The sequence below is a fragment of the Pseudomonas sp. MPC6 genome, assembly GCF_006094435.1.
Lineage (GTDB): Bacteria > Pseudomonadota > Gammaproteobacteria > Pseudomonadales > Pseudomonadaceae > Aquipseudomonas.
Map to the genome: position 1 here is coordinate 2,534,504 of NZ_CP034783.1, position 21,867 is coordinate 2,556,370.

Here is a 21,867-nt window from a genome sequence, read left to right on the forward strand (position 1 = left end):
GAGCCATGAACGCACAAACCAAAGCAGTGGAAACCGGCTGGAGAGGGTCCCTGGAAGGGTGGCTCGACGCAGCGTATGAAAGCCTGACCGAGTGCGGTGTCGACACGGTGCGGGTGATGCCGCTGGCGAAAAAACTGGGGCTGTCGAGAACCAGTTTCTACTGGTTTTTCAAGGATCGCGAAGAGTTGCTCGGCGCCTTGATCGAACGGTGGCGGGTGAAGAACACCGGCAACCTGATCGCCCAGACCGAGTGTTATGCCGAGAGCATTGCCGAGGCGATGCTCAACGTATTCGACTGTTGGCTGAACCCCGACCTGTTCGACTCGCAGTTCGAATTTGCCATGCGCAGCTGGGCCTTGCAGTCCGCGGAAGTGGCCGAACATATCCGGGTCGCCGACATTGCCCGGCGCGAAGCATTGATCCGGATGTTCGTGCGTTTCGACTATGCATTCGAAGCCGCCGATGTGCGCGCACGCACGATTTACCTGACACAGATTGGCTACATCAGCACCAACACCCGGGAGGATGTCGGGGAGCGAATGCGCCGGATACCCGAGTACGTGAAGATATTCACTGGCCAGGAGCCCCTGGAGCGCGAATTGAAACGCTTCTACTCCCGCCATGGGTATGTGATGGACGATGTGTCCCCTGACTGACCGCGACCTCAGACTGACAAAGGCAGGTTCCTATGTTCGAAGCGCCCACGATAGGCATTATCGGTGGATCGGGATGGCTTGGCCGCTCGATAGCCCTGGCGATGCTCGACAAGGATTTTGTCCAGCCCGATGCGTTGGTGCTGTCGAACCGCAGCGCCAGCCACCCGTTCGCGGATTCCAGGTGGTCGCAGGTGCCGGTCACGCATGACAACCAGGCGCTGGTGCGACGTTGTGAAGTGGTCATCCTGTCCGTGCGCCCCGAGCAGTTTTCCGACCTGCAGATTTGCGCTGAAAACCGCCTGGTGATTTCCCTGATGGCCGGCGTGCCCCTGGAAGACGTGGCGCGGCGGACCGGCAGTCGGCAGGTGATACGCGCCATGCCCAATGCCGCGGCGGAAATCGGCAAGTCCTATACGCCCTGGTTGGTCACGCCGCAGGTTACCGACCAGCAGAAAACCTTTGCCCTGCGCCTGTTCGAAACCTTCGGCAGCGCCGATCAAGTCTTCAGTGAAAGCCATTTGAACTACCTGACGGCACTGGTGGGAACCGGGCCCGCTTACCCGGCGTTGCTGGCTCGCACACTGTTCGAGCATGCCGTGAACAGTGGCTTGCCGCCTGACGTTGCCCGACGCGCAGCGCATGCCGTGGTGGTCGATGCCAGTCAGCTGATCGGCAACGGACACTCGGTCGACGAACTCTTGCGGGCGCTCATCAGTTACCGCGGCGTCACGGCGGCGGGCCTTGAAGCCATGATCGCCGGCGGCTTCGATACAACCATAAAAGCAGGCCTGGAAGCGGCGACCTCGGCCGCCAGTTCCATGAATCCGTTTGCCCGTTCTGCTGACACCATAGAAGGTCCAATGACGCGGTAGTTGACCCTTCTTAACTCTGGCCGCAATCGAGGGTAGCGTTTATGAATGTAAAGTCTTTCTCGAAGACGGGACTTGCCCTGGCAATCGTCGCATGCAGTGGCTGGGTGGCAGCGTCCGAGTGTGGTGATGTGACCATCGCCAACATGAACTGGCAATCGGCGGAAGTGATGGCCAACGTCGACAAGCTGATCCTCAATGCGGGCTACGGTTGCAATGCCGACCTGGTCTCCGGGGATACCGTGCCGACCATCACCTCCATGGTCGAGAAGGGCCGGCCCGATATCGCGCCCGAAGGCTGGATCGACCTGGTGCCGGAGGTTGCCAGGACGGGTATTCAAAGCGGCAACCTGATTCAGGCGGCGAGTTCGCTGTCCGACGGCGGTTCCCAAGGGTGGTGGATTCCGAAATACATCGCTGACGCCCATCCGGACATCAAGAGTTTCGATGACGTGAAGAAGCACCCTGAACTGTTCCCGGCCCCGGACGATGGGAAAAAAGGTGCGATCTACAATGGTCCGCAAGGGTGGGGCGGTACCGTGGTCACCGCGCAGTTCTACAAGGCCTACGGCTTCGAGAAGGCCGGGTTTGTCCTGGTGGATACCGGTTCGGCGGCGGCGCTGGACGGTTCCATTGCCAAAGCCTACGAGCGCAAGGCGCCCTGGCTGGGTTTTTATTGGGCACCCACCGCCCTGTTGGGCAAGTACCCGATGGTCAAGCTGGACAATGGCCACACAGTCGATCCGGTGGAGTGGAAGCGTTGCAACACGGTCGCCGACTGTCCTGATCCAAAACCCAATGGCTGGCCGATCGACCGGGTCTTCACCTTGACCACCAAGTCCTTCGCCGCGCGCTCGCCGACGGTCATGGCGTACCTGAACAAGCGCGCCTGGTCCAACGAGACGGTGAACAAACTGATTGCCTGGATGAGCGATAACCAGGCCACCGGCGAGGAAGGCGCCAAGTACTTTTTGAAAAACAACGAAGCGCTCTGGAGCCAGTGGGTCACCCCTGAAGCGAGCGGCAAGATCAAGGCTGCGCTTTAATCCGGCGGGTCAATGCAGCCCGTTGCGACAGGCTGCACCGACCTTGCGCAGACCCCAATAAAAACACCCATGTATTGAAATGACCTGCCAGCGTTCTTACGGTCTTCTACGAAAGGGGAATGTGATGGAATGGTTGACCAGCTTTCCACATATGGAGGACGAAAGACTCCGGGCTTTGAAAAAGGCCATCGACGGAGCCTTTCGCAACTTCACCAGCACCTACGGCGACAGCTTCGAAGCCTTTTTCCAGCCGTTGCAGGTTTTCCTCAACCAGTCCGAAAGGTTCATGACCACGACACCCTGGCCGATCATCATCGTGCTGGTCGCCTTGATTGCCTGGTTCGCCAGTCGCAGCTGGAAAATCGTCCTGGGTTGCGTGTTCACCCTGATGGCGATCGGGTACCTGGACATGTGGAGCGACACGATGAAGACGTTGTCGATGATCTTCGTCTGCACCGTCATTTCCATCGTCATCGGCTTGCCGACCGGCATTGCCATGGCACGCTCCAATCGCCTGCGCAACCTGGTCAGTCCGGTGCTGGACGTGATGCAGACCCTGCCGAGTTTTGTCTACCTGATTCCGGTGGTGATGTTGCTGGGCATCGGCAAGGTCGCGGGGCTGATTGCGGTGGTGGTGTACGCCTTGCCACCGATGATCCGCCTGACCAATCTCGGTATCCGCCACGTCGATGCCGAAATGCTGGAGTGCGCCGATGCCTTCGGTTCGTCCAGTTGGCAGAAACTGAAAAACGTCCAGTTGCCATTGGCGTTGCCATCGATCATGGCCGGCATCAACCAGACCATCATGATGGCCCTGGCGATGGTGGTCATTGCCTCGATGATCGGGGTCCAGGGGTTGGGGCAACCGGTGCTCAAGGCCATTTCCAACCAGTACTTCACCCTGGGCATGTTCAACGGCCTGGCCATCGTCGGCATCGCGGTGATCTTCGACCGGGTCAGCCAGGCCTACGGCAGACGACTGCAAAAGCATCTGGAGGTGGTCCATGGCCACTGATCAGTCGAATGATTTCGGCATCGAAATCAGGCATCTGTACAAGATCTTCGGTTACCGGGCGCACGCCAGTATCGAGCGGGTCAAACAGGGCATGAGCAAGACCGAGCTGCTGAGCAAGCACAGTCATGTCCTGGGGCTGAAGGACATCAACATCAGCATGCCGTCCGGCGGCATCCAGGTGATCATGGGGCTGTCCGGTTCGGGCAAATCGACCTTGATCCGCCATATCAACCGCTTGATCGACCCCACGGCCGGTGAAGTCCTGGTCGGCGGCGTGGATGTGCTCAAGATGAGCCAGAGCGACCTGCGCGAATTTCGTCGCCACAGAATTTCCATGGTGTTCCAGAAGTTCGCGCTGTTGCCGAACCGGACCGTTCTCGATAACGCGGTCTATGGCCTGGAGATCCAGGGATTGTCCCGTGGCCGGCAAGTGGAAATAGCCACGGGCTGGCTGGATCGGGTGGGGCTCAAGGGCTACGAGCGTCATTATCCCAATCAGCTGTCGGGCGGCATGCAGCAGCGCGTCGGCCTGGCCCGGGCACTGGCCAGCGACGCGCCGATCCTGCTGATGGATGAAGCCTTCTCGGCCCTGGATCCGCTGATCCGCATGGACATGCAATCGGTACTGCTGGACCTGCAAAAGGAGATCAGGAAGACCATCGTGTTCATTACCCATGATCTCGATGAAGCGCTGCGCATTGGCGATCGCATCGCCATCCTGCGTGACGGTGAGGTGGTGCAACAGGGCACCCGACAAGAGATCGTGATGAACCCCGCCGACGATTACATCGCCAACTTCGTCAAGGAAGTGAACCGCGGGCGGGTGATCAGCGTCGAGGCCATCATGCGGCCGTTTGTCGGGGTAAAGCCCGGCGCAACACTGGCAGTCGCCATGGACACGTCCCTGGAGTCGGCGGTCCAGCGCCTGGTTGAAGCGGGGCTCGATGAGCTGGTGGTCACCGATGGACGGGGGCAGCCTGTGGGGCAGTTGGCGCTGAAGTCGATTATCGCGACCATGGTCACCTCGACGGTGAGCGAGGCGTCGCCGGTGGTGCAGTCGAGAGCCGTGCCGGAAGCGACACGGCTCACAGAGGACTGATTATTGGCGCAACGCAAAACAGTCCGTGCGCGGTCAGCCCTTGGCTGCCATCGCGGTGACTTCCACTCGCATGCCTTCCACCGCCAAAGCGGCCACGCCAACAGCGGCGCGCACCGGCCAGGGCTTGGCGAAGAAGCGCTGGTAAACCTCGTTGAAGGCCGCGCGGTCGGCCATGTCGGTGAGGTAGATGGTCAGGTGCAAGACCCGGTCCATGGAACTGCCGGCGCGCTCCAGCGCGATCTTCAGTGCCTGCAGGGTGCACTCGCTTTGCTCGACGATGCCGCCGAGTTCCAGGCTGCCGTCGGCACGGGTAGGGATCTGGGTGGAGACCAGGAGGCCACCGAAACCGGCGACGTCGGAGGAGATGGATTCCGCGTCGGGATCGGGTACGAAGGTGATGTCTTGGTTTGCCATGGGGAGCTCTTGTCGAGGGGTGATGAGGTGGCGGCCTTGCGCCTTTGGGCAGGGCGAAGGCCGTTGATTCTACATCGACCTCGTAACCGTAAACATCATGCTGCGCGTATCGCCTGACCCGACGGGTATTTTGTAGATCATGCCTATATCCGTTACTGCCGTCGACTCAGGGTTTCGCGCTTACGGCAGGTCACCTGGAAAAACCGGAATGCCGCCCGACCCCAAGTAACCAAAGGTTCTTGCCCCGTCGGTCGGTACTCCACCTGTTTGATCTCGCTCGGGGCGATGCCTTCGCGCAGTTTGTCCACGGCTCAGCGGATGATTGGCGACTCAGAAATCAGTACTGCACACGTATAATCAGCGTCCGGATTGCGTGGGACGTCGTAGAAGTTGGTGCGGGAAGATTATTTTTTAATGTGTGGTGGTAATGAATTAATTTTTCTAGGTTTTTGATGGTCCGTTATAGATATGACCTCGGCGAAACTGTGTCGTAATTTATATCTGGCGATCATAACCTGCGCAGTGATTATACCAGCCAGCATAATCAGGCCTCCCGTTACTTGGATGGCTGTCAGACGCTCACCGAGTAACAAGGATGCGAAAGCGGCAGCAAAAAGTACCTCGAGCGTCGCCATTTGACTCATCGTCGACGAAGGCAAGTAACGCTGCGCCGACACCCCCATAAAATAGGCGGCTACGGTAGACACTACGGCGAGCCAGGCAATCATTGCCCACAACGGTATATCTGAACCTCCAAGTCGAGCCGTTTCAACCAATGCATTACGCCAGGGGAATTCGTGTGGCGGGGCGAGGATGCCAAGAGCAATTGCGCCGATTGTCGCTCCCAAAGCAGATAAGGCAATGGGGTCACGAGTGAGAAGCCCTCGTTCAGTGAGCAAGAAGCGTGCGGCCAACGCGACCGCCGTTCCTACACCTGCAATGACTCCAAGCACATCGAAACTAAACGCTGCCCACACTTCACCTACTAAAGCCAAGCCTGAGAGGACCGCGACGCATCCTAGCCAAATCGCAGGAGGAAGCGGTGCCCTGCGCACCAGCCTTATCCAAAGCACAATCATTACTGGTGCTAAATACTCAAGCAGCAGAGCGATGCCAACAGGCAGCCTGGATACTGCGACCGTGTACAAACTTTGGTTCATGCAGAAGGCAAGCACGCCAAAGCCAACAATCAGTGGCCACTCGGAGACTTTCACCAGTAAGTGCCTGGGATTTCTGGACAAGGCCACCAGAAGCATGATCAGCGCAGCAAGGGTCATGCGCGCCTGCGTGATCTGCAGTGCAGAGAGTCCTGATGTGGACAGGGCCTTGGTCACAGGACCCGCAGTGGCAAAGCAAACGGCTGATAGGACGGCTAACAGAAACCCGATCAATATTGGGCGTTCAAACGGAGCATTAGCCATTTAGAACATCACCTCAGCCCATGCCTCACGGCATGAAAGGCTGCCTTCGATAGCAAGATCAAACCTCGCTCGAATCTCTAGAAAAATCGCATAGGTCTTATCGAGAATTTGACCATCGAGGGTGCCGACGCTGACCCACTCAATAGCTGTACCAGCAAGCATTATCTCGGATGCGGATCGTAACTCGGCGGGTGCGATAGGTCGTTCTATAACAGTTAACCCCATGTCTTGGGCCATAGTAATAAGATTGTTCCAAATCAATAACCCATCATCGGGGATTAATATCGAAGTGCGTTTTTCGTCAAATAATCGAGTGATATTATGAGCCAGAGAGACCCCTGCCACGCCCAAGGGGAGTCTATCGTCGTCTACCGCTTTATTCACTATTGGATCGTATTCACCACAGGTCAGCAGATTGTAACTGAACCTCAAAATTCTGAGGCTTTTTATCAGCATTGGAGTTTTAATCCCGCCTTCAGGGCCAGGAAAAAAAATAGATTCAGACTCCAGAATCTTGACTTCGTTAGCGTTGAGGTCGGAAATTATATCTTCGTAATCTAAAAGATTTGTGTGCCCTCCACCACAGAGTGCCTGCCGTTTACAATAAAGTGCTAAAAATTTTGGACTAGGACTCCACCCGGGAGCTTCAGTATGGGCACGTATCATATTTATGCTTTGTGAATACGCCTTGTCGTCGAAGCCAGGCTTGTAGGTGACATCGTGTTCGATAGAACCATTGTATTGTTTTATAAAACAACCCAGTGACTGCATAAGCGAGATCGCTTTGCTCTGCCCACCCAGCCCCACGACTAAACAATACCCAGAGTCATCTAACCGTCGCGTTACGCCTTCGTGACGACCGTTCTGTTTCAGTTTAAATTCAGAAAATTCAACAATATCCATTTGATGTCCTGATTGTTTGGTATTAGGAGCGTCTGTTAGTGATTGGCTTTAGATTGTCGTGATGCCCATCGATAAGCTCACTGAAGCTAAGTATTCGTCTCGGTGATGTGTCATTTTTTTTCAAGCGCTGGCACCACAAACCTAGTGCGAGGCGAGTAAGTTCGTCAAGAGTTTATGAAATTATCAGAAGCGACCTGCAGAGTTGAAGTGTGGTTCCTAAATAAATGTAATACTTATCCTGAAGGTCTGTAAGAATTGTCCTGTGGTTCAACTATATTTGTTTGTTATTAACTAGTGCTACCATATTGCGTGATATTTAAATGGTGTTTTTTTTCCATGCAATTGACAGGCTTGGCCTCTCGATACTGGGTGTGGGTAATTATCGAAATAAGGCTGGGAGAGACCTCGGTGCTCATGCAAGGTGAACCAGCTTGGCTGGATATCGTAATCGTGTGTTGGGCAGCATATGGCTCTAACAGCTTGGGATCATGCGCGTCGATCCGACTGATGCAGACTGGCACGTGGGTGGTTTATTACAGTTGGACAACCCCCATTCAACCTGGAAATGATGGCGAGCTCTCTACGGACCAGCATCATCAGCCGCAGTAATACTGAATCGCGATAGAAGCGGCGGTATCACTGGGAGAAGTCGAGTGCCTATGCCCGCCCTTGAATGGCGAGCATCGCCGACAAGGTCAAACAGAACGAAACCGCAAAACCCGCGCACCGTCGACAGGGTCGATCAGGTAATGCGCGTGCACGCCAAACGTCTCCTGCAAGCGCTGCGGGGTCAGCACCTCCAGCGGCTTGCCGAGGGCCACCAGTCGCCCTCGTTCCAGTACTGCCAGGCGATCACAAGTGAGTGCCTGATTCAGGTCATGCAGGGCGATCAATGTCGTCACCGGCAGCGCCTGCACCACGTTCAGGATGGCGAGCTGGTGCTGGATATCCAGGTGGTTGGTCGGTTCGTCCAGCAACAGAATCTGCGGGCGTTGGGCCAGGGCGCGAGCGATGTGCACACGCTGGCGTTCACCGCCGGACAGGCTGTGCCAGGTGCGGTTTGTCAGGTGTGCCGCATCGACGTCGCACAGCGCCTGCTGGACAATGGCAGCGTCCTCGTGCGACCACGGACTCAAGGCCGACAGCCACGGCGTCCGGCCCAGGGCGACGGCATCAAACACGTTGATGGCATCCAGCGTGTCGGCCTGTTGCTCGACCACCGCCAGGGTTTGCGCAACGGTTCGCCGCGCCAGCGTCTTGAGGCGCTGGCCGTTGAGGTGAATGTCGCCCCGGCTCGGCACACGCACGCCGGCCAGCAGTTTGAGCAGCGTGGATTTCCCCGAACCGTTGGGCCCGACGATGCCCAGGGTTTCGCCTCGGCGGATGTCCAGGTGGATATCGTGCAGCAACTCGGCGTCGCGGACCTGGAAGCCGAGGCTGGAACAGCTCAGCACACAATCGCCGATAACAGGGGTGGCGGCATTCATCGGGCATTCCTCCTGCCGATCAGGATCAACGCGAACACCGGCGCGCCGACCAATGCCGTGATGACCCCGACCGGGATCACCTGGCCTTTGATCAATGTCCGGGACAGGACATCGGCGGCGATCAGAAACAGCGCACCCCCCAGCGCACTGGCCGGCAGCAGGCGCGCATGGCGGGTGCCCAGCAGCAGTCGCACGGCATGGGGAATGACTAGCCCGACGAAACCGATGGAGCCGACAATCGAGACCATCACGGCCGTCACCAGGGCGGCGCAGCTGATCAGCAGCAATTGCACCCGGCGTACCGGGATGCCGAGCGAAGCGGCGGAGTCGGCACCAAAGGTGAAGGCGTCCAGCGCCCGCCGATGCCACAGGCAAACGGCGAGACCGGCCACTGCCACCGGGACGGCCAGCCACACCGACGGCCAGCGCACCCCGCTGAGATTGCCCAGCAACCAGAACATGATGCCCCGGGCCTGCTCGGAACTGGCCGACTTGGTGATCAGGAACGCCGTGAGCGCATTGAATAGCTGCGAACCGGCAATCCCCGCGAGGATGATTTGCCCGGTGCCGCCGGGTGAGCCGCTGGCACGGGCCAGCAATACCACCAGGGCGAAGGCGGCCACAGCCCCGGCAAACGCCCCGACCGACAGCGAAATCAGGCCCGCCCCCAGCCCCAGCAACGCCACCAGCACCGCGCCCGTCGAGGCGCCGGCGGAGATACCCAGCAGGTAAGGATCGGCCAACGGATTGCGCAACAGCGATTGCAGGACCACCCCGCAAGTGGCCAGGCCCGCACCGCAGGCCGCCGCCACCAGCGCGCGGGTCAGGCGATAATTCCAGACGATGCCTTCGTCGATCGGGTCGAGGACATGACCGGCAGCCCACAGTTTATTGGCCAGCACCTGGACCACCACACCCGGGGCGATGGGCGTTTCACCGATGGCCACACCGGCAATGACGGCCAGCAGCAGGGTCACGGCGGCCAGGAATGTGCGAATCAACGTCCTGGTCATTTTGGCAAGTCATAGCCGTTGATGGCCGTTGCCAGGGTTTCAAGACCGTCGAACATTCTGACGCTGGCCTGCATGGCCATGGCGTCCAGGATGATGATGCGGTTGTTTTTCACCGCGTCCATGTTGCGGGTCACCGGGTCGCTGCGCAGGAATGCCAGTTTCTGCAGATGGTCGTCAGCGGGGAAACGACGGCGATCCATGCGGGCGATGACCAGGAAAGTCGGGTTGGCCTTGGCGATGGTTTCCCAGCCGACGGTCGGCCATTCTTCGTTGGATTGCACCACGTTGCGCACGCCCAAGGTATTGAGCATGAAGTCGGGAATGCCCTTGTGGCCGGCGACATAAGGGTCGATATCCAGACTGGCACTGGAGAACCAGAACAGCGCACTGGTGTGCTTCAGGTCCTTGTTCCGCACCGTGGCGACAGACTTCGCCAGGCTGGCCTTGAGTTCGTCGTTCAACTGCCGGCCACGTTCCTGCACATCGAAGATCTCGGCCAATTGGCTGATGCTCTTGTAAATGCTGTCGATGCGAAACGCCTCCAGGCGTGTGCCGTCGGCGCCGACCAGATTGTCCTTGGCTTCGCAGTCGGAGGGCATCAGGTAGGTCGGGATCTGCAGCTCGTGAAACTGCTCGCGGGTACCGACCACGCCTTTCGGGCCGACCATCCACTCCAGTTCCACGGCCACCAGTTGCGGGCGTTTGCCGATCACCGACTCGAAACTCGGCTCGTTATCGGCCAGGCGTTGGATCCGGTCGTTCTCGGTCTTGTACGTGGCCAGCACATCGTTGAACCACAGCGAGGTGCCGACCAGCGTGGGGCCAAGCCCCATGGCGTAGAGCATTTCGGTGCCGGCCTGGCCGATGGTCACGGCGCGGCTCGGCGCCTGCTCGAAGGTCAGCTTGCTGCCGCAGTTCTCGACCGTCAGGGGATAGTGGGTCGGGGCCGCATGCGCGAGGGTGGACAGACCCAGGGCGGTGACGAGGGTGGCAAGGCGTGACAGCAGCATGACGCAATCTCCAGTTGACCGTACTCGGAGCAGGGGCACGGCCTGGAAACACATCATCGAACGCTGCCGTTAAAGCACGGACGTAGCACTCACCGGAGGTGACGCACGGCGCAAGGATGTCCTTCCCGGACACCCCGCCGGTTAGTGATTTGCTTGGCCGGCAGGTCTCCTGACTGATGCGTCATCGCCTGGCTCCAGCCTTCCCGGGAGTGATCCCAGTGGCAGTTCAGGAGCAGGCTCAGCACCTACAGTTGCGGGGGCAGTTCCGATTGATGCCGTGTCGGGCATCTCGGATTCCCTATTAATCCCATGTGGAAACCGGCGGCCGGCATGGTAGTCGATCATGGCGATCAACGGTCCAGTATTTTTTCGTGGCGCAACCATCAGAAGTTGATCGAGGCGCTCAACCGGGCCGTCAGCGGCGCACCCTGGAACAGGTAGCCGTCGCCCAGGTATTCGCCGGCGTCACGCCAGTAGCGCTTGTCGAACAGGTTGTCCACGGTCAGGCGGAACACCGTGTCGTAACCGTCGATGCGGGTGCTGTAGCGGCTGCCGAGATTGAAAATGGCGTAGGCCCCGGTCTCTACCCCGCCCTGGCGATTGGCGTATTTGCTGGCGCTGTATTGCATCCCGCCGAGCAGGGCCAGGCCATCGATCCCGGGCAGGGCGTAGTCGCCCTGGAAGCTGGCGCGCAGCGTCGGCACATTGATTGCCTGATGCCCTTCATAGGCCGGCGTGCCGCTGTCGCTGACCCGGGCGCGGATCGCCGCGACACTGGCGGCGATCTGCAGGCGCTGGCTGGCCCAGCCATTGGCCGAGAGTTCCAGGCCGGTGTTCTTCTGTTCGCCCTGCTGGGTGAAGGTGAAGGTGCCGTCGTCATTGGGCCGGGAGTACTGGTACGCCTGGCGGATCTGGAACAGCGCCGCGGCCAGGCTGATGCGCTGCCAGTCGTACTTGATGCCCGCCTCGATTTGCCGGGACACGGTTGGCACGAGGATTTCAAAGGCGTTGGTGGTGAACCAGGCCGCTTCGCCACCCAGGGACAAGCCCTTGCTGTAGCGGGTGTACAGCGCCAGGTTGTGCAGCGGCTTGTAGATCATCGCGGCCTGGGGCAGGAACACATAGCGTTGGGTATGCCGGGTGGTCTCGCCCTGGCTGTCGAAGGTCTCTTCATCCAGGCGCACTTCACGCCCGCCGAGCACGGTCTGCCATTGTTCGTTGAAGCTGATCCGGTCATTGAAGAACAGCCCGTACTGGCGGCTGTCAAGGCGTCGATAGGCGTCGTTGAGCGGACCGTCGTAGCGCGGAAAATCTGCTGGTTCGCTATCGATATTGGCGCTGCCGATCATCACGTTGATGGTGTCGCGTTTATCCACCACGCGGCGAAACGCGCTGGTGCCTACGCTCAGTTCATGACCAAGGCCACCGGTGTCGAAGTCGCCAGTGAAGGCAGCCTGTACCTCGTCATTGCGGCGGGTATCGTCAGGGCTGCGGAAGTCGTAGATGTCGTAGTCGCCCTCGGGGCTGAAGTAGTTGGGCACCGCGGCGCTGGCGCAACTGGCGGAACCGTAGCAACCCCAGGCGAACGAGCTGTAGTCATCGATCACCACCCGGCTGCGCGAGGCGCTGACATTGCCTTTCCAGGTGTCGCTGAAGCGATATTCGAAGTTGCCGTTGAGGTTCAGCGCATCAGTGGTGACGGGTTTCGAGCCGCTCTGATGGGCCAGCAGTTTTTTCGGCGAGGCGTGGTGTGGCAGGCGGGTGCCGCCAAGCAATTGATAGCCCGGTGCGGCGCGCTGTTCCCTGGTCTGGTACTCGGCATCCAGTTGCAGCAGGGCATCGGGGCTGATGTTCCAGTCGAAGGCCAGGGAGGCGAAGTCGCGCTGGCCATTAGTGTGCTCGACATAGGAATGCAGCTCTTCATGGGCCACGTTGGCGCGTAGCCCGAACTGCTGTTCATTGCCGAAGAATCCGCCCACGTCTGTGGCCAGGTAGCCGCTGCCACGGTCGTCCGTGGAGACAGTGACCGAACGCACGTCGGCCGGCCGCTTGGTCACGTAGTTGACCAGCCCGCCGGGCTCGCTGACGCCGCTCTGCAAGCCGGAAAGCCCCTTGAGCAATTCCACCTGTTGTTTGTTTTCCAGGCCGACGTTCTGCTCGCCGGTGATGGTGCGGCCGTTGATCTTGTAGCTGCTGGCGGAGTTGAGCGAGAAGCCACGCACGACGAAGTTTTCGTAGTAGCCGACCGGCGCGTAGCTCTCACCCACCGAGGCATCGTTCTGCAGGACTTCGCTGAGCAGGCGGGCCTGCCGATCCTTGATCAAGGCTTCGGTGACCACTGAAATCGAGGCCGGCGTATCGAGCAATGGCGCGGCGTCGAAACCGCCGACCGAGGCGCTATGGGCCTGGTAGCCAGAGGTGTCTTCGCCCGTCACGGTCAGCGCCGGGAGTTCGGTGTCGGCGGCCTGCGCGGTGTCGGCCAACAGCAGGCCCAAGGCCAGAAGATTGAGCGTGAACCGTGGTGCGGACACTCCCTTGCGGGACGTCCGGTAAAGCCTATCCATGAATACTCCTCGACGATTGCGATCACGGGCCGGGCGGACACCGGGATCCGCGGCCCGCTCTTGAAGCGAGGCATCATACAAGAGGATCTAGTCGCGTCCGCCGTTATCGATCCGGATAGGCGGTAAAGAGCAGTTGGCCAGGTACCAGGTACAAAAAAGCGGAAACCCATTAATGGGTTTCCGCTTTTTTTTACTAGTAAGAATCGGTGATTATCCTAAGGCTTTCAGATCTCGACATCCTTCGCATCCACCGCGCCGCCACAACCGGTCGCCGCCCCAGCTCCCCCCGCACCGAAACCGGTGACCCCGGCGTCGGCCAGTGCCGGTTACCTGAAAAACCCGGCGCCGGAATACCCCTCGCTGGCCATGCGTCGCGGCTGGGAAGGCACGGTGCTGTTGCGGGTGCATGTCCTGGCCAGCGGCAAACCCGGCGACATCCAGATCCAGAAAAGCAGTGGCCGCGATCAACTCGACGCCGCCGCCCTGGCCGCAGTCAAACGCTGGAGTTTCGTCCCGGCCAAGCAGGGCGATGTCGCCCAGGACGGCTGGGTCAGCGTGCCCATCGACTTCAAAATCAAGTAACTCAACCCTCACGATATCGACCGCGGGCCACCTGACAAAAGGCGCATCGCTACAACTGATCCATTGCCTTGTTGGAGAGCCTGACCATGAACCTGATTGCATCCCCCTTCGAATCCATCGAACACGCCGTCATCTGGCTGTTGATTATCTTCTCTGTCGCGACATGGGGCCTGGCCTTGCTCAAGGGCGTGCAGTTCACCCGCCTGAAGACCCAGGACCGCAAATTCCATAAACACTTCTGGGCCGCCCCCAGTCTCGATTCCGCCGCTGAATTGGCCCATAGCCAACCGGGCGCCGCCGCTCGCGTGGCACTGGCCGGTTACGCGGCGATCCAGGTCAGCGATCAACCGGGCACTGACCTCAATCAGTCGATCAACCACCAGAACCGCCTCGAGCGCGCCCTGCGCCAGCAGATCGTGCGTGAGCGGCGCTCGCTGGAAAGCGGCCTGGCAATCCTCGCGAGCATCGGCAGCACCTCGCCCTTCATCGGTCTGTTCGGCACCGTCTGGGGCATCATGTCGGCCTTGAAAGGCATCAGTGCCGCGGGCTCGGCGAGCCTGGAAACCGTGGCCGGGCCGATCGGCGCTGCGCTGGTCGCCACCGGTGTCGGCATCGCCGTCGCGGTGCCGGCGGTGCTGGTGTACAACTACTTCCTGCGGCGCCTGAAGCTGACCGCCGCCGACCTCGACGACTTCGCCCACGACTTCTACAGCCTGGCGCAGAAAAACGCATTCCGCGTGCTGCTGCACCCGGTACTGAGCAAGTCCGGCGCGACCGTCGCCGGGCAGAAAGTCAAGGAGGCGTCCTGAGATGGCCTTTTCCACACAAGACAGCGATGAAGTGCTCAGCGAAATCAATGTCACGCCCTTGGTGGACGTGATGTTGGTGCTGCTGGTGGTGTTCATCGTCACCGCGCCGCTGCTGACCAATGCGATCCCGATCAACCTGCCGAAGACCGAGGCGGTGGCGCCGGTGGAGCAGAAAGATCCGCTGGTGGTGAGCATCGACGACAAGGGCAAGGTGTTCATCAACAAGGACGAAATCCAGGCGGACCTGCTCGAGTTCAACCTGCAGGCGGCCAAGGCGAAAAACCCTGATGTGCGGGTGCAACTACAGGCGGATAACGGGGTGAATTATGGCGAGGTGGCGCGGGCGATGGCGTCTATTGAACGGGCGGGGATTACCAAGTTGTCGGTGATTACGGCGAAGTAGGGGGACCATTAAGGAAAGGTCGATGTTTATTTTTTGGGTCGCTCTCCAGGCTGGAGGGCGGCTTTTTTTGGTTCTTTCAAAATAAAATATTTCTGAAATACGGAAATTTCCGACGTGATCAGTGGACTTTTCCGGCATTCATTCTTGCCCCTTCTTGTTAGTGTGCCCGCCAATTTCGCGTGCACAGACCATGGACGGTTTGGACATCGCGCTTCATTTCCTCTCTGCTTAAGGAAAAGCGTATGTTCCAGTCGGCCAATACGGCGCATTTTTCGTTGCACATCCCCACGGTTCGTAACGATTTCAACGTCCTCGCCTTTGACGGTGTCGAGGCCATCAGCGCCTTGTATGCGATCCACGTGGAACTGGTCAGCGAACACCCGGATTTCGATCTGGAGAGCCTGCTCGGCCAGCCCGCGTTTCTCCAGTTCGGTCTTGATGGCGAAGGCCTTCATGGCCGTATCGAAGACGTATTGGTGGGGGAGGCCGGCAAGCGCCTGACCCGTTATCACCTGACCCTGGTCCCGGCGTTGCACTACCTGCAATTCAGCCACAACCAGCGGATTTTCCAGCACCTGACCGTGCCGCAAATCATCGCTCAGGTGTTCAAGGGCCACGGCATTCAGGCCGATGCGTTTGCCTTCCATGTCAGCACCAGTCCCGAGCGCGAGTACTGCACGCAATACGGGGAAAGCGACTTCGAGTTCGTCCAGCGCCTGTGCGCCGAGGACGGCATCGCCTGGCATCATCAGCATTCGCCAGACGGTCATCTGCTGGTGTTCAGCGACGACCAGACCTGGTTCCCCAAACTGGGCGAAACCCCTTATCAGCAAGACTCCGGCATGGTGGCGGACAACCCGGTCGTCAGCCAGTTTTCCCTGCGTCTCAGCACCCGCACCAGCACGGTCACGCGCCGGGACTATGACCTGAAACGGCCGAGTCTGCTGCTGGAGAGCCGCTTCAGCGCCGAGTTCAGCCCTGAGCTGGAAGACTATCGTTACCCGGTGTTCATCAAGAACGAAAGCCGCGGCAAACAACTCGCTCGCCAAGCCTTGGAGCGGCACCGTGCCGATTACCGGCTGGCCGAGGGCAAGAGCGATCAACCCACGCTGCGCAGCGGTCATTTGTTCGACTTGACCGAACACCCGCGCAAAACCTGCAACGATTTGTGGTTGCTGGTAAGCCTTTATCACGTTGGGCGACAACCTCAATCACTGGAAGAGGCCATCACCAGCGACGTCAAACCTGAAGACGGCTTCACCCAAGGCTATCGCAACAGTTTCAGCGCCATTCCCTGGGACGTGTTTTATCGGCCACCGATACCTGCACAAAGACCGGCGCTGGTCAGCCAGACCGCCCGGGTCACCGGGCCTGCCGGCGAAGAGATTTATTGTGATGAGCATGGCCGTGTCCGGGTCGAGCTACCTTGGGATCGGGCCGAACTCAACAGCGAAAAAAGCAGCTGCTGGCTGCGGGTTTCATCCAGTTGGGCGGGAGAAAACTTTGGCGCGGTGACCATCCCGCGCATCGGCATGGAAGTCGTCGTCACCTACCTGGAAGGTGATCCCGACCAACCGTTGATCACCGGGTGTGTGGTCAACAAAGTCAACTCCGCAGCGCATCCATTGCCCGAGCACAAAACCAAAACCGTCTTGCGCAGCCACAGCTCCCCGCACACCGGGGGTTACAACGAGCTGTCGCTGGACGACCGCGCCGGGCAGGAACAAATCTACTTGCGGGCGCAGCGCGATATCGAGCAACTGATCCTCAACGATAGCGACACCAAAATTGGCAATGACCGTCGCGAACAGATCACTCGCGACAGCCACAGCCTGATCAGCAACGACCGTTTCGAACAGGTGGACCACCACAGCGCCAGCCTGATCAAGGGCGACGAGTTGCACACCACCCAAGGCGTGCGCAACACCGTGATCGGCGGCGATGAACTGATCACCATCACCGGCAACAGCAGCACGACGGCAGGCGGCACCTTGGTGATCCAGGCCGGTGCGCAGGCCCACGTCACCGCGGCCAACGTGGTGATCGATGCGGGGATGAGCCTGACGCTCAAGGCCGGCGGTCACTACATCGTGATCAATTCGGGCGGAATTTTCAGCAGTGTGGCCATTGTCCAGGGTGGGGCTCCGATGCCCGGGGTGCCTGTGCAGCCCGCGCTTTCAGCGATTCCACTCGCTGCCGAGGTCATGGTTATCAACACCATTCCCAGCGAAGCCTTGCTCAAGCAAAACATCGTGTTTCGTGAGGCCAGTACGGGGATTTGTCCGGTGTGTGAGGCTGCTCAAGAGCGTCAGGCAACCGAGGAGGCTCAAGCATGACTTCTGTTACTCCGGAAAAGGGTCTGCTCCTGCTTGACGGTGCCCGGTATGAGGACGCTATTGATTGGCTATACGAGCACTACGGCTCGGATAATCCTCAGTCGCTGTTCAAAGGGACCGCTTACGAGTCCATTTGTGCCGCAGGGCCATTTCTGCTCGATGCCTCGCTCGGCAGCGCAGCTTATACCGCGTGGTGGGGTGGCTCCGACCTGCAACATGGTGTGTGGCTGGCATCTCCAAAAAGCACTCAGCAATTGTTACCCACGCTTCAACGTCGCCTACGCATTTTTGATGAGCAACAGCGTGAGCTCTGGTTGCGACTGGCGGATGGCTCTGTTCTGAACCGCGCCTGGTTGGCCGGTGCGCAATGGCCGACAGGCTTTTGGTTTGGCGTAGACAGCGTCTGGCTACGGCATGGCAACGCGCAAGTGTGCGCATGGGAAAACGAAGCGCCTGAATACGACGCTGCACCGGCCAATAAAGGTCTGGCGGCGCAAATCACCCTGCCTGAGCTGCTTCTGCATGCACTAAGCCTTCCAGCCAACCCGGAGAAAAATGCATGAGCGCCCGGAATAAGATCCGCGTTGGAACCTGCCCGCTGTTCGCTGCCGTTTTGCCCCTGCGATACGCCCTCGGCCCAACCGTCGCTGTCGATACCGAAGCCTACGACTTGCCGGCATTGAGCGGCGCGTTTCCCCAGTTGGGGCCTCGTCATCCTGACTTGACCGGGCATGCGCTCAATTACACCTCGCGTTTGTTGCGCGACGGCTGGCTCTACGTCTGGGAGAGCAGTCAACCAAAGTTGGTGGAGTATCAGGTCGAAAAAGCTCAGCTTACCCAAACCCCGCGTGCGGGCAGGGTAATCGACACCCGGGTCAAACCCCATCTGGTGTTAAGAGCTGGCGACCCTGCCGGATTGGTCTGGTCGCCCGTTCGCTGGAGTGAAGCGCAATACCAGGCCGCCAAAAAAGAGCCCGCCGTGCGTCAGCGCATCATGCGCAGTTTTGTTCCGGGTGTCGCACCGTTCAGTGGCAAGGTAGACACCGTCGCCAAGCAGATTGGCGAATACAACGATGCGACGAGCTATGGCTGGAGCGCGGAGCCCGAGATGGAGCACGCACCCGACTGGTTGAAAGTGCTAAAGCAGATGAAGGCTTGCGAGCAACAAACCTACGCGGTCATTGATGACGCTTGGGGCGTGCTGCTCGACCTCGCCGCATTGATGCGTGTGCGTAAAGAAGCGTTCGACAGTTACCAGGAGCATCACGCTGAAACGTGGGCGATGGCCAGTGTCATCAAGTCACTCAGCGAAGGCGACCGTCAACTGAGTGCACAACTGCCGTCTATCACTCGCTATGACGAACTCCAGCGGGCTTGGAAAGATCAAGAGCTCCAAAACAATCGGTATACCGCCGACACGCGGCATCTGGCTCAACTCTGGGTGGCGTGGTTCAACACTCTGCAAGTGACCGGTGCGTCGAGCATGGATGCCGCTTGTGGCCATTTCGACATTACTCAGTCGATGGCGCGTGAGGCGCTGGAATTGCATTTCGCGGCGGCTTGCCTGGGACCGGCTGGTACCAGTGTCGTCGCCGAGGCCATTACCCTCAGCCTGAACGGCAACTCGCCGGGAAAACCATGGCTGCTCTGGGCTTTGCTCGGGTTGCCTTCACGGCTGGGTGTTGGCGAAATCAAATACCTTGTGGACGCCAGTGATGTGGCCCGCGATAACCAGGCTGCTGTTCAAGAAGGCGCCAGCAAACTTGCCAGAGCCTTTGGTTATGCCGATGCGCTGAACAAGACCGCCGACAAACTCAAGCAGCACAAACCTGCAGCCAGCCTCGAAGCGCTGTTTTTGGCCATTTCTCCCGTCGCGGCGGCGCAATTGCACCACGCGGACAACGCCAGCAGCACAGCCGGACGGCTGTACATGGCGGCAGCCCTGTCCCGCAGCGACCAGCGCATCCAGACCTCGGGCGTCACGCCGCGTCAGTTAGGCGAGTGGTACAGCGATTTGATGGGGACGCGCCAGACATTGCCCGCCCATTTGAGCGTCGCACCGCTGGTCAGCGGGGTGGCTGACGGTATCCCGTTCATGCATTTGGTGCCAGCCAGCACCAAGCTGCCACCGTTGCCGGTGAATCTCGCTGCGGGTGGTGAATTGAGCCGTGTGTTTGATTTGAAAGGTGCGCTGAGCAAGGCGCCGATCAAGTCGATTGTGATGGTGGTGGCGGGGGTGAACTTTGTTTCATCGGGAGAACAGCTTTTTGAAAAGCGAACCTACAAAAGCGTGTTTAGCACAGCCGGGGCGGCGATTGGTATTGGTGCCGCAGCAGCTGCGGTCTTTCAGCGAGTGGCGGAGGTTGATTGGGCGTCAGCCGTCCGCCATAGCGGTAACTCTTCAGTTTCATCTCGGCTGCTTTTAAGCAAGGCGTTAGGGCGGGCTGCCACTGCTGCTTTGGCGCAGGGCGTTTTTCTGGCATTTGATGTCGTGCTCTATGGGATCGACGCTTTTGAGGCCTACAAAGCAGGTGATTTCGACACGGTGGCCGCGAACTTGGCGGTAGCAGGCGCTTCGCTGGCCAGTATCAGGCTTCAGGTCCAGGCTTTTCGGGCACTACGAGTCGCGCGGGCTGCTGTAATCGCAGGGGATGTGGCGACTATTGCCAGAGGAGTCAACGTGGTGCCCCATTTGGGGGCCAAGTTATTGGGTTTAACAGTTTTAATTGTGGGCGGAGTTATCGCCCGTCTTTATACGACTGACTCGTCGCTAGAAAAATGGGTGAAGAGCAGCCGTTTCGGCATACGTCCCGACGACACCTGGTCCCACGACTATGCGCTGTCCATGGATAAGCTGTACCCAGTTCTGTTTCCTATCAGCTTTGACGCCTGCCGGTTGGCAGAAATGCATCCCTATCAAGGACAAGTAACCTCCACCTACCTACTGCTGAAACTACCGGGAGAAAACGTGCAACTGACCGACGCCATGATTCACTTCAAGGGTGTCGAAGTTTGGGGCGATACACTCGGCTATCACTCCGATCAGATCAAAAAGGTTGAATGGTCGGGCAAAGATTTTGCTAGACACAGCGGTACCCGTATTCCTGTATCCGCCGGCATTACTCCTTACCGCCGTGTTTACCATGAGGATGGAGTAAGGGACTTGAAGTGTATTGAGGGAGAATTGATCTATTCCCCACAAGACGGACTGACGCTACCCGCGGTAAAAATTATGGAACGAGCATGGATATGAATACGCAAAAGACACCCCGCTACAGCGCTTCACCCACGGTCATGCTTGAGGCGGACAAGTCGACGGGTGAACAACCTATGGAGTTGTTCATTGTCGACGAACACACCGAGTATTACTTGGCGTTGCAAGCAGGTGGAGACTCTGATCGAGGAATGCTGACGGGAGTGCTGGGCGGAATGGGGGGCTGCGCTTTGGTAGGGCTTGGCGTTATAGGTGCAATGCAAGGCAAATTCGACATCACCTATATGACGTTTGTTACAGGAATATTCCTGTTTCTGGTGCCTTTCCTTTGGGAAGTCCTTCGCGCCTTACCATTGCCCATCCTATTTAACCGCCGAACCCGTGAAGTGTACTTAGATCATGAGGGTAATCTTTACCACGCTCCATGGGATGGCATCTCCGCCGTAGTCAGTGAATTCCAACTGGTAGGTGCTCAAATCGGTGGTATGCAAAGCGCCTCATTGGAAATTAGGGTGTGGAAATTCGAAGAGCCGGGAACGGCTCTGATGGTCAGCCTCGGCTCTCCGCTCGGTAAAACATTGGCGATGCAAAAAAGCTTTTGGGAGTACATCCGTTCCTACATGAATAATGGCCCTTATTTCGATGAGCACGGAAACCACAGTGAGTCGGATGCGTTTGTAAGAAGCCAGTTGGCGGTGCGATTCAAAATGAGCGACAGCTTCAAACACACCCTGGCGCAATTAAAGCAGGCGAAGAAGGACGCTGGTGGCAAAAACTATTTACAGATTAGCGATGTAGCAAAACTGATATTCGAGCCACTGCTTTACCCGCAGGACCGAATTCAAGAAATTACCTACAGCCTCGCCAAACGCCGCTCCCGCAACCTGTGGCCAAAAGTTGTCACTGAACGCCTGAAGGCCGGCGGCCCCACCACGCGACTTGTCGATCTGGAGCGTGATCGGGGTTGTGGCACATCGAAGGAGAGTTGATCTTTCATCCGCAAGAAGGACTGATGCTGCCAGCGGT

Annotated in this window: 18 protein-coding genes, 1 pseudogene and 1 riboswitch; of the genes and pseudogenes, 12 read left to right on the forward strand and 7 right to left on the reverse strand. The window is 58.8% G+C overall.

Going from position 1 to position 21,867, the window contains the following annotated elements; all coding sequences use genetic code 11:
• Positions 1-5: 5 nt before the first annotated feature.
• The 5 genes from ELQ88_RS13935 to ELQ88_RS13955 all read left to right on the forward strand — a co-directional run bounded on the left by ELQ88_RS13935 (position 6) and on the right by ELQ88_RS13955 (position 4,685).
• On the forward strand, positions 6-656 hold the full coding sequence (locus tag ELQ88_RS13935) for a TetR/AcrR family transcriptional regulator (protein ID WP_128870362.1): 651 nt from the start codon (positions 6-8) through the stop codon (positions 654-656).
• A 32-nt stretch (positions 657-688) separates the two neighbouring features.
• Positions 689-1,528 carry a pyrroline-5-carboxylate reductase dimerization domain-containing protein gene (locus ELQ88_RS13940; RefSeq protein WP_138965729.1) on the forward strand — a complete coding sequence of 280 codons (840 nt, stop codon included), beginning with the start codon at positions 689-691 and terminating at the stop codon, positions 1,526-1,528.
• A 41-nt stretch (positions 1,529-1,569) separates the two neighbouring features.
• Entirely contained in the window at positions 1,570-2,571 is a 1,002-nt protein-coding gene (locus ELQ88_RS13945; RefSeq protein ID WP_138965731.1) for an ABC transporter substrate-binding protein, read from the forward strand.
• Between the two features lie 124 nt (positions 2,572-2,695).
• Positions 2,696-3,586: a proline/glycine betaine ABC transporter permease gene (locus ELQ88_RS13950; RefSeq protein ID WP_128870365.1), complete on the forward strand. Its 891-nt coding sequence runs from the start codon at positions 2,696-2,698 to the stop codon at positions 3,584-3,586.
• Positions 3,576-4,685 carry a glycine betaine/L-proline ABC transporter ATP-binding protein gene (locus ELQ88_RS13955; RefSeq protein WP_138965733.1) on the forward strand — a complete coding sequence of 370 codons (1,110 nt, stop codon included), beginning with the start codon at positions 3,576-3,578 and terminating at the stop codon, positions 4,683-4,685. The genes ELQ88_RS13950 and ELQ88_RS13955 overlap by 11 nt, the downstream gene beginning before the upstream one ends.
• Positions 4,686-4,718: 33 nt before the next feature.
• Here the strand turns inward: ELQ88_RS13955 and ELQ88_RS13960 are convergent, their stop codons facing one another.
• The 7 genes from ELQ88_RS13960 to ELQ88_RS13990 all read right to left on the reverse strand — a co-directional run bounded on the left by ELQ88_RS13960 (position 4,719) and on the right by ELQ88_RS13990 (position 13,497).
• Positions 4,719-5,099 (reverse strand): RidA family protein, encoded by a 381-nt coding sequence (locus ELQ88_RS13960; protein WP_128870367.1) that lies wholly within the window; start codon positions 5,097-5,099, stop codon positions 4,719-4,721.
• Positions 5,100-5,503: 404 nt separating this feature from the next.
• Positions 5,504-6,520, reverse strand: coding sequence for a DMT family transporter (locus tag ELQ88_RS13965; RefSeq protein WP_138965735.1), 1,017 nt, complete (start codon positions 6,518-6,520; stop codon positions 5,504-5,506).
• Positions 6,521-7,423, reverse strand: a complete 903-nt coding sequence (locus ELQ88_RS13970; protein ID WP_138965737.1) for a hypothetical protein — start codon at positions 7,421-7,423, stop codon at positions 6,521-6,523.
• Positions 7,424-8,118: 695 nt separating this feature from the next.
• Positions 8,119-8,910, reverse strand: coding sequence for an ABC transporter ATP-binding protein (locus ELQ88_RS13975; RefSeq protein ID WP_128870372.1), 792 nt, complete (start codon positions 8,908-8,910; stop codon positions 8,119-8,121).
• Positions 8,907-9,923 carry an iron ABC transporter permease gene (locus tag ELQ88_RS13980; RefSeq protein ID WP_138965739.1) on the reverse strand — a complete coding sequence of 339 codons (1,017 nt, stop codon included), beginning with the start codon at positions 9,921-9,923 and terminating at the stop codon, positions 8,907-8,909. The genes ELQ88_RS13975 and ELQ88_RS13980 overlap by 4 nt, the downstream gene beginning before the upstream one ends.
• Positions 9,920-10,933 (reverse strand): ABC transporter substrate-binding protein, encoded by a 1,014-nt coding sequence (locus ELQ88_RS13985; RefSeq protein WP_138965741.1) that lies wholly within the window; start codon positions 10,931-10,933, stop codon positions 9,920-9,922. Before ELQ88_RS13985 ends, ELQ88_RS13980 begins: the two co-directional genes overlap by 4 nt.
• Before the next feature lie 141 nt (positions 10,934-11,074).
• Positions 11,075-11,271: riboswitch (cobalamin riboswitch) on the reverse strand.
• Between the two features lie 45 nt (positions 11,272-11,316).
• Positions 11,317-13,497, reverse strand: coding sequence for a TonB-dependent siderophore receptor (locus ELQ88_RS13990; protein WP_138965743.1), 2,181 nt, complete (start codon positions 13,495-13,497; stop codon positions 11,317-11,319).
• 252 nt (positions 13,498-13,749) lie between these two features.
• On the opposite strand from ELQ88_RS13990, the pseudogene ELQ88_RS13995 reads away from it, so the two are divergent.
• The 7 genes and pseudogenes from ELQ88_RS13995 to ELQ88_RS14025 all read left to right on the forward strand — a co-directional run.
• A pseudogene (locus ELQ88_RS13995) lies at positions 13,750-14,079 on the forward strand (energy transducer TonB); the annotation flags it as partial.
• A gap of 86 nt (positions 14,080-14,165) precedes the next feature.
• Positions 14,166-14,888: a MotA/TolQ/ExbB proton channel family protein gene (locus tag ELQ88_RS14000; RefSeq protein WP_138965745.1), complete on the forward strand. Its 723-nt coding sequence runs from the start codon at positions 14,166-14,168 to the stop codon at positions 14,886-14,888.
• A gap of 1 nt (position 14,889) precedes the next feature.
• Positions 14,890-15,291, forward strand: coding sequence for a biopolymer transporter ExbD (locus ELQ88_RS14005; protein WP_128869506.1), 402 nt, complete (start codon positions 14,890-14,892; stop codon positions 15,289-15,291).
• 242 nt (positions 15,292-15,533) lie between these two features.
• Positions 15,534-17,627, forward strand: coding sequence for a type VI secretion system tip protein VgrG (gene tssI, locus ELQ88_RS14010; RefSeq protein ID WP_138965747.1), 2,094 nt, complete (start codon positions 15,534-15,536; stop codon positions 17,625-17,627).
• Complete coding sequence (locus ELQ88_RS14015; RefSeq protein ID WP_138965749.1) at positions 17,624-18,190, forward strand: DUF4123 domain-containing protein; 567 nt, start codon at positions 17,624-17,626, stop codon at positions 18,188-18,190. Before tssI ends, ELQ88_RS14015 begins: the two co-directional genes overlap by 4 nt.
• A complete protein-coding gene (locus ELQ88_RS14020; protein WP_138965750.1) occupies positions 18,187-20,880 on the forward strand; it encodes a toxin VasX in 2,694 nt (897 codons plus the stop codon). Before ELQ88_RS14015 ends, ELQ88_RS14020 begins: the two co-directional genes overlap by 4 nt.
• Positions 20,871-21,830, forward strand: coding sequence for a hypothetical protein (locus ELQ88_RS14025; protein ID WP_138965752.1), 960 nt, complete (start codon positions 20,871-20,873; stop codon positions 21,828-21,830). The genes ELQ88_RS14020 and ELQ88_RS14025 overlap by 10 nt, the downstream gene beginning before the upstream one ends.
• The last annotated feature ends 37 nt before the right edge of the window (positions 21,831-21,867 follow it).